This window comes from Gorillibacterium sp. sgz306347, from assembly GCF_059735245.1.
Genome location: NZ_JCAPET010000047.1, coordinates 20338 through 35297 on the forward strand (window position 1 = coordinate 20338; position 14960 = coordinate 35297).

Annotated in this window: 14 protein-coding genes and 1 tRNA gene; 13 read left to right on the forward strand and 2 right to left on the reverse strand. The window is 57.5% G+C overall.

From position 1 onward, the window contains the following. The first annotated feature begins 76 nt into the window (after nt 1-76). From rapZ to AC6I6H_RS19065, 4 genes are all read left to right on the forward strand, one after another. On the forward strand, nt 77-964 hold the full coding sequence (rapZ, locus tag AC6I6H_RS19050) for an RNase adapter RapZ (RefSeq protein ID WP_497955592.1): 888 nt from the start codon (nt 77-79) through the stop codon (nt 962-964). Between the two features lie 18 nt (nt 965-982). Then, a complete protein-coding gene (locus AC6I6H_RS19055) occupies nt 983-1963 on the forward strand; it encodes a gluconeogenesis factor YvcK family protein (RefSeq protein ID WP_497955593.1) in 981 nt (326 codons plus the stop codon). 5 nt (nt 1964-1968) lie between these two features. Next, nucleotides 1969-2901 carry a DNA-binding protein WhiA gene (gene whiA / locus AC6I6H_RS19060; RefSeq protein WP_497955596.1) on the forward strand — a complete coding sequence of 311 codons (933 nt, stop codon included), beginning with the start codon at nt 1969-1971 and terminating at the stop codon, nt 2899-2901. 154 nt (nt 2902-3055) lie between these two features. After that, nucleotides 3056-3325, forward strand: a complete 270-nt coding sequence (locus tag AC6I6H_RS19065) for an HPr family phosphocarrier protein (RefSeq protein WP_497955599.1) — start codon at nt 3056-3058, stop codon at nt 3323-3325. A 156-nt stretch (nt 3326-3481) separates the two neighbouring features. On the opposite strand, the gene clpP is transcribed toward AC6I6H_RS19065, so the two are convergent. Continuing rightward, a complete protein-coding gene (gene clpP, locus AC6I6H_RS19070; RefSeq protein ID WP_497955602.1) occupies nt 3482-4078 on the reverse strand; it encodes an ATP-dependent Clp endopeptidase proteolytic subunit ClpP in 597 nt (198 codons plus the stop codon). Between the two features lie 179 nt (nt 4079-4257). After that, a tRNA-Arg gene (locus AC6I6H_RS19075) sits at nt 4258-4332 on the reverse strand. 342 nt (nt 4333-4674) lie between these two features. On the opposite strand from AC6I6H_RS19075, the gene AC6I6H_RS19080 reads away from it, so the two are divergent. From AC6I6H_RS19080 to secG, 9 genes are all read left to right on the forward strand, one after another. Then, entirely contained in the window at nt 4675-5724 is a 1050-nt protein-coding gene (locus AC6I6H_RS19080) for a sugar-binding transcriptional regulator (protein WP_497955604.1), read from the forward strand. 133 nt (nt 5725-5857) lie between these two features. After that, the gene (gene gap, locus AC6I6H_RS19085) at nt 5858-6865 is read left to right on the forward strand and encodes a type I glyceraldehyde-3-phosphate dehydrogenase (protein WP_497955606.1); all 1008 of its coding nucleotides are present in this window, start codon (nt 5858-5860) and stop codon (nt 6863-6865) included. Nucleotides 6866-6993: 128 nt separating this feature from the next. Beyond that, entirely contained in the window at nt 6994-8175 is a 1182-nt protein-coding gene (locus AC6I6H_RS19090; protein ID WP_497955609.1) for a phosphoglycerate kinase, read from the forward strand. Nucleotides 8176-8511: 336 nt separating this feature from the next. After that, nucleotides 8512-9264, forward strand: a complete 753-nt coding sequence (gene tpiA, locus AC6I6H_RS19095) for a triose-phosphate isomerase (protein WP_497955611.1) — start codon at nt 8512-8514, stop codon at nt 9262-9264. A gap of 2 nt (nt 9265-9266) precedes the next feature. Continuing rightward, a complete protein-coding gene (gene gpmI / locus AC6I6H_RS19100; RefSeq protein ID WP_497955613.1) occupies nt 9267-10805 on the forward strand; it encodes a 2,3-bisphosphoglycerate-independent phosphoglycerate mutase in 1539 nt (512 codons plus the stop codon). Between the two features lie 250 nt (nt 10806-11055). Beyond that, nucleotides 11056-12345 (forward strand): phosphopyruvate hydratase, encoded by a 1290-nt coding sequence (gene eno / locus AC6I6H_RS19105; RefSeq protein ID WP_497955616.1) that lies wholly within the window; start codon nt 11056-11058, stop codon nt 12343-12345. Nucleotides 12346-12454: 109 nt separating this feature from the next. Then, nucleotides 12455-13174: a M50 family metallopeptidase gene (locus AC6I6H_RS19110; protein ID WP_497955618.1), complete on the forward strand. Its 720-nt coding sequence runs from the start codon at nt 12455-12457 to the stop codon at nt 13172-13174. 3 nt (nt 13175-13177) lie between these two features. After that, nucleotides 13178-13936 carry a sugar phosphate isomerase/epimerase family protein gene (locus tag AC6I6H_RS19115; RefSeq protein ID WP_497955620.1) on the forward strand — a complete coding sequence of 253 codons (759 nt, stop codon included), beginning with the start codon at nt 13178-13180 and terminating at the stop codon, nt 13934-13936. 273 nt (nt 13937-14209) lie between these two features. Further along, nucleotides 14210-14446 (forward strand): preprotein translocase subunit SecG, encoded by a 237-nt coding sequence (gene secG / locus AC6I6H_RS19120; RefSeq protein ID WP_497955621.1) that lies wholly within the window; start codon nt 14210-14212, stop codon nt 14444-14446. Nucleotides 14447-14960: the final 514 nt, after the last annotated feature.

Genomic DNA, 14960 nt, shown 5'->3' on the forward strand with positions numbered 1-14960 from the left:
TCTGCTTTGGCGGTAACGGCGGGGGCCGCTGTGCCGGTCCGCCGCCGGAAGCAACGTCATGATGGGAGGCTGCGACATGGAGGAACGCAACAAACTGGCCGAGCTGGTCATCATCACGGGGATGTCCGGCGCCGGGAAAACCATCGCCGTGCAAAGTCTGGAGGACCTGGGTTTTTTCTGCGTGGATAACCTTCCCCCGGTCCTGATCCCCAAGTTTGCGGAGCTGATCGATCAATCCAACGGCAAAATCGGCAAGGTGGCGCTTGTCATCGACCTGCGCGGCCGCGAGTTTTTCCGCGCCTTGTCCGAATCGCTGCAAACGATCCGCGAGAACTACCGGCTGAGCTATGAAATCCTGTTCCTCGATGCGACGGATTCCGTTTTGGTCCGCCGCTACAAGGAAAGCCGCCGCCGGCATCCGCTGGCGCCGAACGGCGCGCTGCTGGAAGGCATTCAGCAGGAGCGCGTGCTGCTGGAGGAGCTCAAGGGCCTGGCAACTCAGGCCATCGACACCAGCAACCTGAAGCCGGGTCAGCTGAAGGAACGGATTGTCTCGCGTTTTCATAGCCTGGGGGATCAGGGCCTGGTGCTGAATGTCGTCTCCTTCGGCTTCAAGTACGGCATTCCGATCGACGCGGACCTGATTTTCGACGTCCGTTTTTTGCCGAACCCGCACTATGTGGAAACGCTTCGGCCGCAGACCGGAATGGACAACGACGTGTACGAATACGTAATGAAGTGGTCGGAAACGCAGGAGTTTCTGACCAAGCTTCTTGATTTGCTGCAATTTTTGATCCCGCAATACAAAAAAGAAGGCAAGAGCCAGGTTGTCATCGGCATAGGCTGTACGGGGGGCAAGCACCGCTCCGTAGCCGTCGCCGAATACCTGGGCAAGATGATCGGCACGAGTGAGACGGAGACGGTCCGGGTCAGCCACCGGGACGCGGAACGCGACCGGCCGTAAACAAAGGAGGACGGGCGCGTGGCGGTAAGAAAAGAAAAGGCTCCCCGTGTCGTGGTCATCGGCGGAGGAACCGGCTTGTCCGTGATGCTTCGCGGGCTGAAGGAAAAGCCGCTTGATATAACGGCGATCGTCACGGTTGCGGACGACGGGGGAAGCTCCGGCGTACTGCGGAACGAGCTGCAGATCCCCCCTCCCGGGGATATCCGCAATGTCTTGTGCGCGCTGGCCGATGCCGAGCCTTTGCTTTCCATGCTGCTGCAGTACCGTTTCAAGCAGGGGGACGGCTTGGCCGGGCACCCGCTTGGCAATTTGATTCTGGCCGCCATGAGCGACATTTCCGGCGACTTTGTCGGCGGCATCCGGGAGCTGAGCCGCGTGCTTGCGGTGCGCGGGCAGGTTTTGCCCGCAGCCGACATCCCCATTGTCCTCAAAGCGGAAATGGAAGACGGCTCCGTCGTCACGGGCGAGTCCAAAATCCCGCAGGCGGGGCAGCGGATCAAACGGGTGTTTATCGAGCCGGCCGAAGTTGCCCCGCTTCCGGAAGCGATTGAAGCGCTCCGCTCGGCCGACGCCATCGTCATCGGGCCGGGGAGCCTGTATACCAGCATCATCCCGAACCTGCTTGTTCCCGAGATCGCCAAGGCCGTCGTGGAATCGAGCGCCCTGAAGGTGTTCATCTGCAATGTGATGACGCAGCCGGGCGAAACCGACTTCTACAGCGTCAGCGATCATTTGAACGCCGTGCGGGCGCACATCGGGCAAAGCTTGTTCGATTATGTCATCGTCAACAACGGAACCATTCCGCCTGACGTAAAGCGGAAGTACGCCGAAGAGGGCGCATCCGAGGTGCTTCTGGACATGGAGGAGCTGGACCGGCAGGGATACCGTGTTATCGCGGACGAACTCATTTATTTCCATACGTATTTGCGGCACGACGCGGAAAAACTAAGTCATCACATCTACAACCTGGTAGAAAGCCGGATGATCCGAAAGGGGTGAGAGCGGTGTCCTTCGCGGCCCAAACAAAAAAGGAACTGACGATGCTTGCGGCCGAGCCCTGCTGCGAGACAGCCGAGCTGTCGGCGCTTATCCGCATGAACGGCAGCGTTCAGATCACCGGCCAGCGGATCGTCCTGGACATTTCGACCGAGAACGCGGCGATTGCCCGCCGTATATACCTGCTGCTCAAAAAGAAATTCCAGGTCCACACCGAGCTGCTCGTCCGCAAAAAAATGCGGCTGAAGAAAAATAATGTCTACATCGTGCGCGTTCCCCAGCAGGTGCAGGAGATTTTGTCCGAGCTAAGGATTGTTTCCGAAGGCTTTCTGTTCACGCCCGGGATCGACAAGAGCATCGTTCGGGGCAACTGCTGCAAACGCGCTTACCTGCGCGGAGCGTTTCTGGCCGGGGGATCGGTCAACAACCCGGAGGGCGCGTCCTACCACTTGGAAATCGCTTCGATGTACGAAGAGCACTGCCACTCCCTGGTGCAGCTGGCGAACCGCTTCGAGCTGAACGCGCGCTGCATCGAACGGAAAAAGGGGTTTATTTTCTACCTCAAGGAAGGCGAGAAAATTATCGATTTTCTCAGTCTGATCGGCGCCCATCAAGCGCTCCTGCGCTTTGAGGATGTTCGGATCATGAAGGACATGCGCAATTCGGTAAACCGGATCGTCAACTGCGAGACGGCCAACCTCAACAAGACGATCGGCGCCGCCGTCCGTCAGATCGACAACATCCGGCTGATCGAAAAGGAGATCGGGCTGGAGCAGCTTCCCGAGAAGCTGCGGGAGGTCGCGGAAATCCGGCTGAAGCATCCCGACATCAACCTGCAGGAGGTCGGAGACCTGCTGAAAGCCCCGGTCAGCAAGTCGGGGGTCAACCACCGGCTCCGCAAGCTCGACGAAATGGCCGAAAAAATCCGGAGCGCCCGCTAACCTTTACTTTCGGGCGAATCCCGGTTATCCTTGTAACAGGGCTACGCCCTAGTGCTGCTTAGGAAAAAATGTTATAATGGACGAAAATCCGTTCCTTTATCGGTTCCCTTGGTTCCTATAGAAGTTTATCAAACGCAATTGGGGGTAGTGGCGCATGTCTAAGTGTCCCGCAGTGGTTAGATTAAAAACCGGTTTGCACGCCAGACCGGCCGCTCTTTTCGTCCAGGAGGCCAACAAGTTCTCTTCGGAAATCTTCGTTGAGAAGGACGAGAAGAAAGTCAACGCGAAAAGTATTATGGGCATCATGAGCCTTGCGATCAGCACCGGGACGGAAATTTACATAAGTGCGGAAGGCGCGGACGCCGAGCAGGCTGTAAACGCTTTAGTCGCCCTGGTCGGCAAGGAAGAGCTGGAGAATCAGTAACCCCGCGCCCATACAAAGAAAAGCTTCCGGATGGAGGCTTTTTTACTTCCGGTTACGGGATGCAGCGCCGCCTTCCCGGCATCGGCAGCAAAGACAAAAACCGCTACGGCCGAGGCCGAAGCGGTTTTTTTGCGTTCACCGGGCCCTGGGGCCGGATTACAGCAGATCCTTGTTGACCGTTTCGATGACTTTGTCGATGCAGCCGTATTTCATGGCTTCTTCGGCCGTCATGAAGTAGTCCCGGTCGGTGTCCTTGTCGATCCGCTCCAGCGGCTGGCCGGTGCGCTCGGACAGAATTTTGTTCAGCTTTTCGCGCAGCTTGATAATCCGTTTGGCGCGAATTTCAATGTCGCTCGCCTGGCCTTCGGCTCCGCCGAGCGGCTGGTGAATCATGACTTCACTGTTCGGCAGCGCATAGCGTTTGCCTTTAGCGCCCGCCGTCAGCAAAAAAGCGCCCATCGAAGCGGCCATGCCCACGCAAATGGTGGAGACGTCCGGCTTGATAAATTGCATCGTGTCGTAAATCGCCATGCCCGCGGTAATAGAGCCGCCCGGGCTGTTGATGTAAATGCTGATGTCCTTCTCGGGGTCCTGAGCGGTCAGGAACAGCAGCTGCGCAATGATGGCGTTGGCGACCGCATCGTTAATCGGACTGCCGAGGAAGATAATGCGGTCTTTCAGCAAGCGGGAGTAAATGTCGTACGCCCTCTCGCCGCGCGCATCCGGTTCCACGACCATGGGGATGAAGCTCATGGATATTCCTCCTTTGATATAAGTCATTGGGTTTTCATCATGTAACTATACCCATCTTACTGAAAAAACGAACAAAAGTCAAAAAAGGTCAAACATTTGCGGGAAAGCTGCCGGAAAGGCATTTTGGGCAACAAAAAAACGCCTTGCGGCGTCGGTTGGTTTTCGAAAAGAAGTATGTATGGCGCGCCCGCGAGGGATCGAACCTCGATCTCAGGCTCCGGAGGCCTACGTCATATCCATTGGACCACGGGCGCGTATGATGTGCAGGCTCATTAGTGAAGCCAGCAAAAAATATTATAAGCCACCCGAAGGATAAATGCAAGCACAATGTTTGGCGAATCAGGCGGGTTCTTTTGGAAACCCTCGTTTAGCCGGCGCGGGGAGCAGCAGCAAAGGCCTGCCATTCGCTTGTCGTTCCACCCCTTTGAGGGAATCCCGGGGCTCGTTCATAAAACCTTAACGGCGCGCGGCAGCAGGCAAAGCTTGCATCACTAACCGGAATCAGCTAAAATAACAGAGGGGTAAAATTTTTTTGCACAAGGTGGGACGCAAAACGCGTACGCGGGACGTTTGGTGTCCAAGGCAGGAGTGGAATAATGAGAGCGATCCTTGAGATGCAAAAACAGCTGCTTCCCGACGTATTGGATATCGTGAAGAAGCGATACTCCATTCTGCACTTTGTGATGCTGTACCGGATTGTCGGCCGCCGCACGCTGGCCGCCTCCCTTAACATGACCGAGCGCGTTCTGCGGGCGGAAACGGATTTTCTGAAGGAGCAAGGGCTTCTGAGCGTGGAAGCCTTCGGCATGGCGCTGACCCCGGCGGGCATGCAGCTTCTGGAGCAGATGGAGCCGATGATCAAGGAACTGCTCGGTTTGGCCCGCATGGAGGATAGGATCAAGGAAGCGTTCGGCATTCGCGAAGTCATCGTCGTCCAAGGCGACTCGGACACGTCTCCCTACACGAAGAAGGAGATGGGCCGGGCGGCCGCGGGAGCCCTGCGCAAGGCGGTGCAGGACGAATGCGTTGTCGCCGTTACCGGCGGCTCGACCCTGGCGGAAGTAGCCGCGCAGATTGCGCCTTCCCCGCCGCTGAAGGGCAGCCTTTACGTACCGGCAAGAGGCGGCATCGGCGAAAGCGTCGAATTTCAGGCCAACACCATTGCTTCAGTGATGGCGAAGAAGACCGGCGGACAGTACCGGCTTCTCCATGTGCCCGATCATTTGGGGGAAGAGGCGTACCAGACGCTGATTCAGGAACCCGAAATTCGGGAAATTATTCAGGTCATTCGCAGCGCCCGCATTGTGCTTCACGGAATCGGAGAAGCTAAAGTTATGGCGAGAAGGCGCAAGGCCGGCACGGAGACGCTGGAAGCGCTCAAACGGACGGAAGCGCTCGCCGAAGCGTTCGGCTATTATTTTGACCGGCACGGCTCGGTCGTTCACCGGCTCCCGACGCTGGGCATGCGGCTGGAAGACCTGAAGCAGGTCGAAACGGTCATCGCCGTAGCCGGCGGAAGCAGCAAGGGGCGCAGCATCGCCGCCGTTCTTCACAGCGGAAGAGAGCATGTTCTGGTGACGGACGAGGCGGCAGCCACCCAAATTCTGCAGCAAATCGGCGGCGCAAAAGAGGAAAATCGCCATTGACCGCGAAATAACATGTTTTGGCATGGTTTATCCGGTCTCCTGCCTGCGGGAGCACATTCATTCGTTTTCATGACGGCCCAGCCGTCCTGAGATAAAGCTTCACTATACTTATCCACATAGGAGGAGTTTTAACATGACAGTTAAAGTTGGCATTAACGGATTTGGACGGATCGGCCGTCTGGCATTCCGCCGCATTCAAGAAGTGGAAGGAATCGAAGTAGTAGCGATCAACGACCTGACGGACGCCAAAATGCTGGCTCACTTGTTGAAATATGATACGACGCAAGGCACTTTCAAAGGCGATGTTGAAGTACACGACGGCTTCTTCAAAGTAAACGGCAAAGAAGTCAAGGTTCTCGCCAACCCGAAACCGGAAGAGCTTCCTTGGGGCGAGCTGGGCGTTGAAATCGTCCTCGAGTGCACGGGCTTCTTCGTATCCCAAGAGAAAGCCGAGCTTCACCTGAAAGGCGGCGCGAAGAAAGTCGTTATCTCCGCTCCGGCTACCGGCGACGTAAAAACCGTTGTTTACAACGTTAACCATGAAATCCTGGACGGCAGCGAAACGGTTATCTCCGGCGCTTCCTGCACCACGAACTGCCTGGCTCCGATGGCGAAAGTCCTGAACGACAAGTTCGGCGTAGTCAACGGCCTGATGACGACGATCCACGCTTACACCGGCGACCAAAACACGCTTGACGCTCCGCACCGCAAAGGCGACTTCCGCCGCGCTCGTGCCGCTGCCGAGAACATCATTCCGAACACGACGGGCGCTGCCAAAGCAATCGGCCTCGTTATTCCGGAACTGAAGGGCAAACTCGACGGCGCCGCTCAACGCGTACCGGTAGCTACGGGCTCCCTGACCGAGCTGGTTACGATTCTCGAGAAGAACGTAACGGCCGACGAAGTCAACGCCGCGATGAAAGCAGCCGCCAACGAATCCTACGGCTACACGGAAGACGAAATCGTCTCCTCCGACATCAAAGGCAGCACATACGGCTCCCTGTTCGACGCTACCCAAACGAAAGTTCTGACGGTCGGCGACAAGCAGCTGGTCAAAACGGTTTCTTGGTACGACAACGAAATGTCCTACACGGCTCAACTCGTTCGCACGCTGGAATACTTCGCAAAGCTGGTTAAATAAGAACGGCTCATAAAAGGCTTCAATCCGGAGCGGAAACCGACACGGTCGTTTCCGCTCTTATGACTGCTCGCGCACCGCAGCTCACGGTATGCGGCATTCCCAAAATGGAATAAGCGGAGGGAACAGGAATGAATAAGAAAAGCGTCCGCGATATCGACGTCACCGGCAAACGCGTATTTGTCCGCGTCGACTTCAACGTACCCCTGGACAACGGTGTGATCACCGACGACACGCGCATCGTTGAAACGCTGCCGACGGTAACGTACCTGATTCAGCAAGGAGCCAAAGTCATTCTGGCCAGCCACATGGGCCGCCCGAAAGGCGAAGTGAACGAAAGCATGCGGCTGACCCCGGCCGCCAACCGTCTGTCCGAGCTGCTCGGCAAGCCGGTTGCCAAAGCCAACGAGTCCGTCGGCGACGCCGTAAAGGCCCAAATCGCCGAAATGAAAAACGGCGACGTCCTCGTGCTTGAGAACGTCCGCTTCCACAAAGGCGAAGAGAAGAACGATCCGGAGCTCGCCAAGCAATTCGCCGAGCTTGCCGACGTGTTCGTCAACGACGCCTTCGGCGCCGCTCACCGCGCGCACGCTTCGACGGAAGGCATCGCCCATCACCTGCCGGCGGTTTCCGGCCTGCTGATGGAAAAAGAGCTGGACGTGCTCGGCAAAGCCCTGAGCAATCCGGAGCGCCCTTTCACCGCCATCATCGGCGGCGCGAAGGTTAAGGACAAGATCGACGTCATCGATAACCTGATCAAGCTCGCCGATCACATCATCATCGGCGGCGGCCTGCTTTTCACCTTCCTGAAGGCGAAAGGCTACGAAGTCGGCAACTCCATCGTCGACGAAGAAAAAATCGACGTGGCGCTCGGCTTCATCAAGAAAGCCGAAGAGAAGGGCGTTAAGCTCCACCTGCCTACCGACATCGTCGCAGCCGACGCATTCAGCAACGACGCCAACGCCAAGACCGTACCGGCCAACGAAATTCCGGCGGGCTGGATGGGCCTCGACATCGGACCGGAAACGGCCAAAGCGTACGCCGAGGTTATCAAAAACTCCAAGCTGATCGTTTGGAACGGACCGATGGGCGTGTTCGAAATGGACAAATTCGCGGCCGGCACCAAAGCGGTGTGCCAAGCCTGCGCCGACACGGAAGGCTATACCGTCATCGGCGGCGGCGACTCCGCCGCTGCGGTTGAGAAGTTCGACATGAAGGACAAAATGGACCACATCTCCACGGGCGGCGGCGCTTCCCTGGAATTCATGGAAGGCAAAGCGCTCCCGGGCGTCGTGGCCTTGCAAGACAAGTAAGCGAATGCGACAATAAAGACCGGGCCCGTCTTCGGGCGGGTCCGTGATGCTTTACCTGGCGCAGCATGGACGCAGGCCGGAAGGGGCGGGGTGCAGAAGCGAAGCGCTCGCCTTTGTTTTCGGAAGGCTGCAAGCGGGAGATTGATCCCGGCTTCCGAAAACAACAGCGATCGAAACCCCGCCGGCTGGCGTCTGCCCCTGCGCATGGTTTACGCTAGACTGCGGGCGCCCGGAGGCGCTGCGCATTTTACGCGTCAGGAAAGTCTCCGACCTTGCGGGCGGCCGCCTGACAGCAGGAGCCGCAAACGCCGGGGAGGACGCGAAGGAGTGTTGAAAATGAGAAAACCGATCATTGCCGGCAACTGGAAAATGTTCAAAACGGTGAAGGAAGCGGCGGCATTTGCCGAGGAAGTCAAGGGCAAAGCCGAAGTGGAAGGCGTCGAAAGCGTCATCTGCGCTCCCTACACGAACCTCGCCGTTCTCGTCGAAGCGTTCAAAGGCACAACGATCAAAGTCGGCGCGCAAAACCTGCACTGGGCGGACAATGGCGCTTACACGGGCGAAATCAGCGGTGAAATGCTGAAGGAGCTCGGCGTGGACTACGTGATCATCGGCCACTCGGAACGCCGCGAATATTTCGCGGAAACCGACGAAACCGTAAACAAGAAAATCAAAGCCGCGTTCAAGTACGATTTGACGCCGATCGTCTGCGTGGGCGAAAAGCTCGAAGAGCGCGAAGGCGGCCGGACCAAAGACGTGGTGAAGGTGCAAACCGAAGCGGCGTTTGAAGGCCTCGACAAAGAGCTGGCTGCGAAGACGGTCATCGCTTACGAGCCGATTTGGGCCATCGGAACGGGCAAATCCTCGACCTCCGACGACGCAAACGAAGTGATTGCCTACATCCGCGAGCTGGTAAAAGGCTTGTACGACGCCGAGACGGCGGAAGCGGTCCGCATTCAATACGGCGGAAGCGTGAAGCCGAACAACGTCGCCGAGTACATGGGCAAGTCCGATATCGACGGAGCGCTTGTAGGCGGCGCCAGCCTGGAGCCGGCTTCCTATATCGCTTTGGTTGAGGGGGCGCGCTGAGCATGTCCAGACCGAAACCAGTTGCGCTGATCATTTTGGACGGATTTGGCTTGCGCGAGGAAACGCAGGGCAACGCGGTCGCGGCTGCGAAGAAACCCGTGTTTGACAAGCTGTGGAGCGAAAACCCGCACACCATGCTGCGGGCAAGCGGCGAAGCAGTCGGCCTTCCCGAGGGCCAAATGGGCAATTCCGAAGTGGGCCACCTGAACATCGGCTCCGGCCGGGTTGTCTACCAAGACTTGACGCGTGTCACGAAATCGATCCGCGACGGCGAGTTCTACGAGAACGAATACCTTGCGGGTGCGGTTCGCCGCGCCAAAGAAAACAACAAAAAACTGCACCTGATGGGCTTGCTCTCCGACGGCGGGGTACATAGCCACATCAATCATCTGTTCGCTCTCCTGGAGCTGGCGAAACGCGAAGGCGTGAACGAGGTGTACGTGCATCCGTTCCTCGACGGGCGCGACGTCGCTCCGCAAAGCGGTCTTTCCTTCCTGGAGCAGCTGAACGAGAAAATGAGCGAGTACGGCGTCGGCAAAGTGGCGACCGTCATGGGCCGCTACTATTCGATGGACCGCGACAAACGCTGGGACCGCGAAGAAAAAGCGTACCGCGCCATGGTATACGGCGAAGGCCTGACCTTCCAGGACCCGATTGAAGCGGTCAAGCAATCGTACGAAAACCAGGTGTACGACGAGTTTGTTCTTCCGGCGGTGATCACCAACGCGGAAGGCCACCCGGTCGGCTCGGTGGACACCGGCGACTCGATCATCTTCTTCAACTTCCGCCCGGACCGCGCGATTCAGCTGTCGCAGGCCTTTACGGTGGAAAACTTCGACGGCTTCGACCGCGGAGCGAATCACCCGGAAAACCTGTTCTTCGTCTGCATGACGACGTACAGCGAGACGGTAAACGCGTATGTGGCGTTCCCGCCGAAAGAAATCGACAACACGCTGGGCGAAGTGCTGGCCAAGAACGGCCTGACCCAGCTGCGCACGGCGGAAACCGAGAAATACCCGCACGTGACGTTCTTCTTCAACGGCGGCAGCGAAGTGGTCAACGCCGGTGAAAGCCGCGTGCTGATCAACTCGCCGAAGGTGGCCACCTATGACCTGAAGCCGGAGATGAGCGCTTACGAGCTGGCGGAATCGACCGTCAAGGAAATCGAATCCGACAAGCACGACGTGGTCATTCTCAACTTCGCCAACCCGGACATGGTCGGCCACTCCGGTCTCATGGAGCCGACAATCCGTGCGGTGGAAGCCGTTGACGAATGCCTGGGCCAAGTCGTCGCCGCCATTCAGGCAAAGGGCGGAGCGGTCCTGATCACCGCCGACCACGGCAACGCCGACATCGTCCGCACGCCGGACGACAAACCCTTCACGGCGCACACGACCGAGCCGGTTCCGTTCATCCTGGTCGGAGCAGGCCAAGTCGGACTCCGCGAAGACGGCATTCTGGCCGATCTTGCACCGACGATGCTGCAATTGCTGGGCGTCGAACAGCCGGAAAGCATGACCGGCCGTTCCCTGATCAAGTAATTTTAAGAGCGGAGCCGGATTTCAAAAGGGTCCTGGATAAGAAAAGGCTGGGAAGAGAAGATTTGAGATGAAGGGAGCCGTCAGGCGTCCGCCTTTGTTTTCGAATTTCCTCCGCTGAGGCGGCATCAATTCAAGAAATTCGAAAACAACAGCGGCCCGGAGTCCAAAGCTTCTCGGAAAAGCATCTTTCGGTTAGCATTCTTTTGATTGAAGGACATCCGCTTAAAAACCATTTAAGGAGTGTACCCACATGACGATTATTTCCGACGTATACGCACGCGAAGTGCTTGACTCCCGCGGCAACCCGACCGTTGAAGTCGAAGTGGTTCTTGAATCCGGCGGCAAAGGCCGCGCCATCGTTCCGTCCGGCGCTTCCACCGGCGCACACGAAGCCGTTGAGCTTCGCGACGGAGACAAAAGCCGTTACCTGGGCAAAGGCGTTCTGAAGGCCGTTGACAACGTCAACGAAATCATCGCCCCGGAAGTGATCGGCCTCGATGCGCTGGATCAAGTGGCGATCGACAATCGCATGATCGAGCTGGACGGCACCGAAAACAAAGGCAAGCTGGGCGCTAACGCAATCCTTGCCGTTTCCATGGCCGTTGCCCGCGCTGCGGCTGACGCGCTGGACGTACCGCTGTACACCTACCTGGGCGGCTTCAACGCCAAAACGCTGCCGGTTCCGATGATGAACATCGTCAACGGCGGCGCACACGCCGACAACAACGTCGACGTGCAAGAATTCATGGTTCTGCCGGTTGGCGCTCCGACCTTCAAAGAAGCGCTCCGCATGGGCGCCGAAATCTTCCACAGCCTGAAATCCGTGCTCCAAAGCAAAGGCCTGAACACGGCTGTCGGCGACGAAGGCGGCTTTGCTCCGAACCTGGGCTCCAACGAAGAAGCCCTGGCAACGATCATCCAAGCCATCGAGAAAGCCGGCTACAAACCGGGCGAAGAAGTATTCCTGGGCATGGACGTCGCTTCCACGGAATTCTTCAAAGACGGCAAATACCACCTCGAAGGCGAAGGCAAGTCCTACACGCCGGCTGAGTTCACGGACCTGCTGGCTTCCTGGGTTGACAAATACCCGATCATCACGATCGAAGACGGCTGCTCCGAAGACGACTGGGAAGGCTGGAAGCTGCTCACCGAAAAACTCGGCGGCAAAGTCCAACTGGTTGGCGACGACCTGTTCGTAACCAACACGACCCGTCTGTCCAAGGGCATCGACGAAAACATCGGCAACTCCATCCTGATCAAGGTGAACCAAATCGGCACCCTGACGGAAACCTTCGACGCCATCGAAATGGCGAAACGCGCCGGCTACACGGCGGTTGTTTCCCACCGTTCCGGCGAAAGCGAAGACAGCACGATCGCCGATATCGTCGTAGCAACGAACGCAGGCCAAATCAAAACCGGCGCTCCGTCCCGTACGGACCGCGTAGCGAAGTACAACCAGCTGCTTCGCATCGAAGACCAGCTTCCGGTTTCGCAATACGCCGGCAAGAGCGCGTTCTACAACCTGAAGAAATTCAAGTAAGACTCTCAATCAGCAGTCTCCGGGAGACCGCCCGGGCGAATAAGCCGACAGGCTTGCCGCCCGGGACGGTCCTCCCATCCGGAGGCGAATGCAGACAGGAGGGAAGCACATGGGCAATTGGATGAAGGCTATTTTATTGTTGATAGTCTCCGCCTTTTTGACCCGGCTGCTTCCCTTTTCGTCTTTTTTTCGCAATGTGGACACCATGATTCATGAAGCCGGACATGCCGTCACGACCCTGGTCCTTTCGGGAAGCGTGACGAGCATCGGGTTGTTCGCCGATCACAGCGGTGTGACCCAATCCTACGTGACGCCGGGTTGGCGGATCATTCCCTTGGCCATGTCGGGCTATCTCATCGCTTCCCTTTTTGCCTGGCTGTTGTTTGGGCTTTATGCCCGGGGCCGGTACAAAACGGGACTTGCGCTGATCTCGGGAATCGCGGCGCTGGCTCTTTTGCTTTTTGTCCGCAACACGTACGGCATGCTGTGGCTGGCGGGGCTGTTGGCCTTGAACGCCCTCGTTTTGTTCGTGGCGAATGTTCCCATTCAGAAGTATTACGTTTTGTTCCTTTCGTTTCTGTCGCTGGAAGAGTCCGTCGCAGGCCCGCTGACCCTGCTGTACCTTTCGGTCCGGCATCCGAGCGCGGCGGGAGACGCGGCTTTGCTGGCGGCGCATACCCCGGTCCCCGCGATCGGATGGGCGCTCATTTTCCTGCTGTTCTCGATTTGGTGCGCAGCGAATGCGGTGGGTGCTTTTGCGGGAAGGGACAAGCATCGGGCGGCGAAAAAAGGAGCAACGCATCCCCAACAACATAGAGGAGTGGAATGACAGATGGCTAAGATACCGGTTGGCTTGCAGCTGTACACCCTGCGGGAGGAAACGGAAAAAGATTTCGCCGGCACCCTGCGCAAAGTCGCGGAGCTGGGCTTCCAGGTGGTGGAGTTTGCCGGGTATGGCAACCTGCCTGCTTCGGAAATGAAGGCCCTTTTGGACGAGACGGGGTTGAAGGCAGTTTCTTCCCACGTAGGGTTTGAGCTGCTGCAAAACGATCTGGACAACCAGATCGCCTATGCCAAAGAGCTCGGCATTGAGTACCTGATCCTGCCGTATTATCCGCTGGAGAAGTTCAACGAGGAAGGCAACTTCAAGGAAGCGGCCGAAAGCTTCAAGGCCATCGCCGAAAAAGTCAAAGCGGCGGGCCTGACCTTCCTGTACCACAACCACGCATTCGAGTTCGAAAAAATCGGCGGCGAGTTCATCCTCGACCGGCTGTACCGCAGCATCGACGATAGCCTGCTGAAGGCCGAGCTGGACCTGTACTGGGTGAAAAAAGCGGGCCTCGATCCGAAGCAGTACCTGCTTTCGTACAAAGGCCGCGTTCCGATCATCCACGTCAAGGACATGGCGGGCGACGAAGAAGGCTTTTTCGCCGAAGTGGGACAAGGAATCATCGACTTCCCGGGTATTTTTGAAGCTGCTCCGGAAGCCGGCGTGAAATACTACCTGGTGGAGCAGGACGTTTGCAAACGCCCGCCGCTGGAAAGCATCAAAATGTCCATCGACTACCTGAAATCCATCGGCATCGCCTAAGCAGGGCGGGATCGCTTAAGGCAGCGCAGAATAGCCTAAGCAGCGCGGTACGGGCTAAGGGCAACGCAGAAAAGCCTAAGCAGCGCGGCATCGCCTAAGCAGGGCGGGATCGCCTAAGGCAGCGCAGAATAGCCTAAGCAGCGCGATACGGGCACCGGATTTCGAAACCACCGTGTCGCGGATAACTCTATTGCCGGACAATCCGGGCTATGGTACAATAGACTTTGCTATGTGACCGGATTTGCATGGATCCGGCATCAAGGAGGTGGAAGTATGGATTTGTTGATGAAAATTTTGTTGATCATTGTCTCCGTCGGCTTGATCGCGGTCGTTCTTCTGCAAAAGGGGAAGAGCGCGGGTCTTTCGGGCGCCATCTCCGGAGGTGCGGAACAGCTTTTCGGGAAACAAAAAGCGCGCGGCATGGATCTGTTTCTGTCCCGCTTGACCATGGTTCTGGCAGCGTTGTTCATCGTTCTGTCGATCACGGTCGCTTATATCGTACATCCTTAACAACAACATAAGAAGGCGGAACCACCTGTGGGCTCCGCCTTTTTTAGTGGAACCGGCAGCGCGTGTATGCGCTGCCGCTTGCTGTATATGGAGGCAATTGCGGCATGGGCTCCCCTCGGCATAGGCCCGATAATGGTGGGAGGGAAATCCGGTAGCGGTAACGTAGGCTGTGCTTACGTAGGCTGTGCTTAGGATGCTTGAGTTAGGCGCTATGAGGCACGTTGGCGTAGGGCTTGCGGCTTAGGAGAGGAAAGGCCAAGCTGTGTAGTGGTGGGCCAGCCTGTGGCGCAGGAGCAGGTTGGACGAACGGGCCGCAGGAACAGTACAACAGCGGATCAACCTGCGGCTTGGGCTGCGGGGCTAGTGCTGTGGCGTGGTAGCCTGAGGCGTAGGAGCCCGGTAGAGCAACGAACCGCAGGAACGGATCGCAACGAGCCGTAGAGACGGATCAAATCAGATCGGCTCACTCGGCGGTGTAAAGTAGTCTGTGTACCAAAATTTGTAGCCTAGTCAG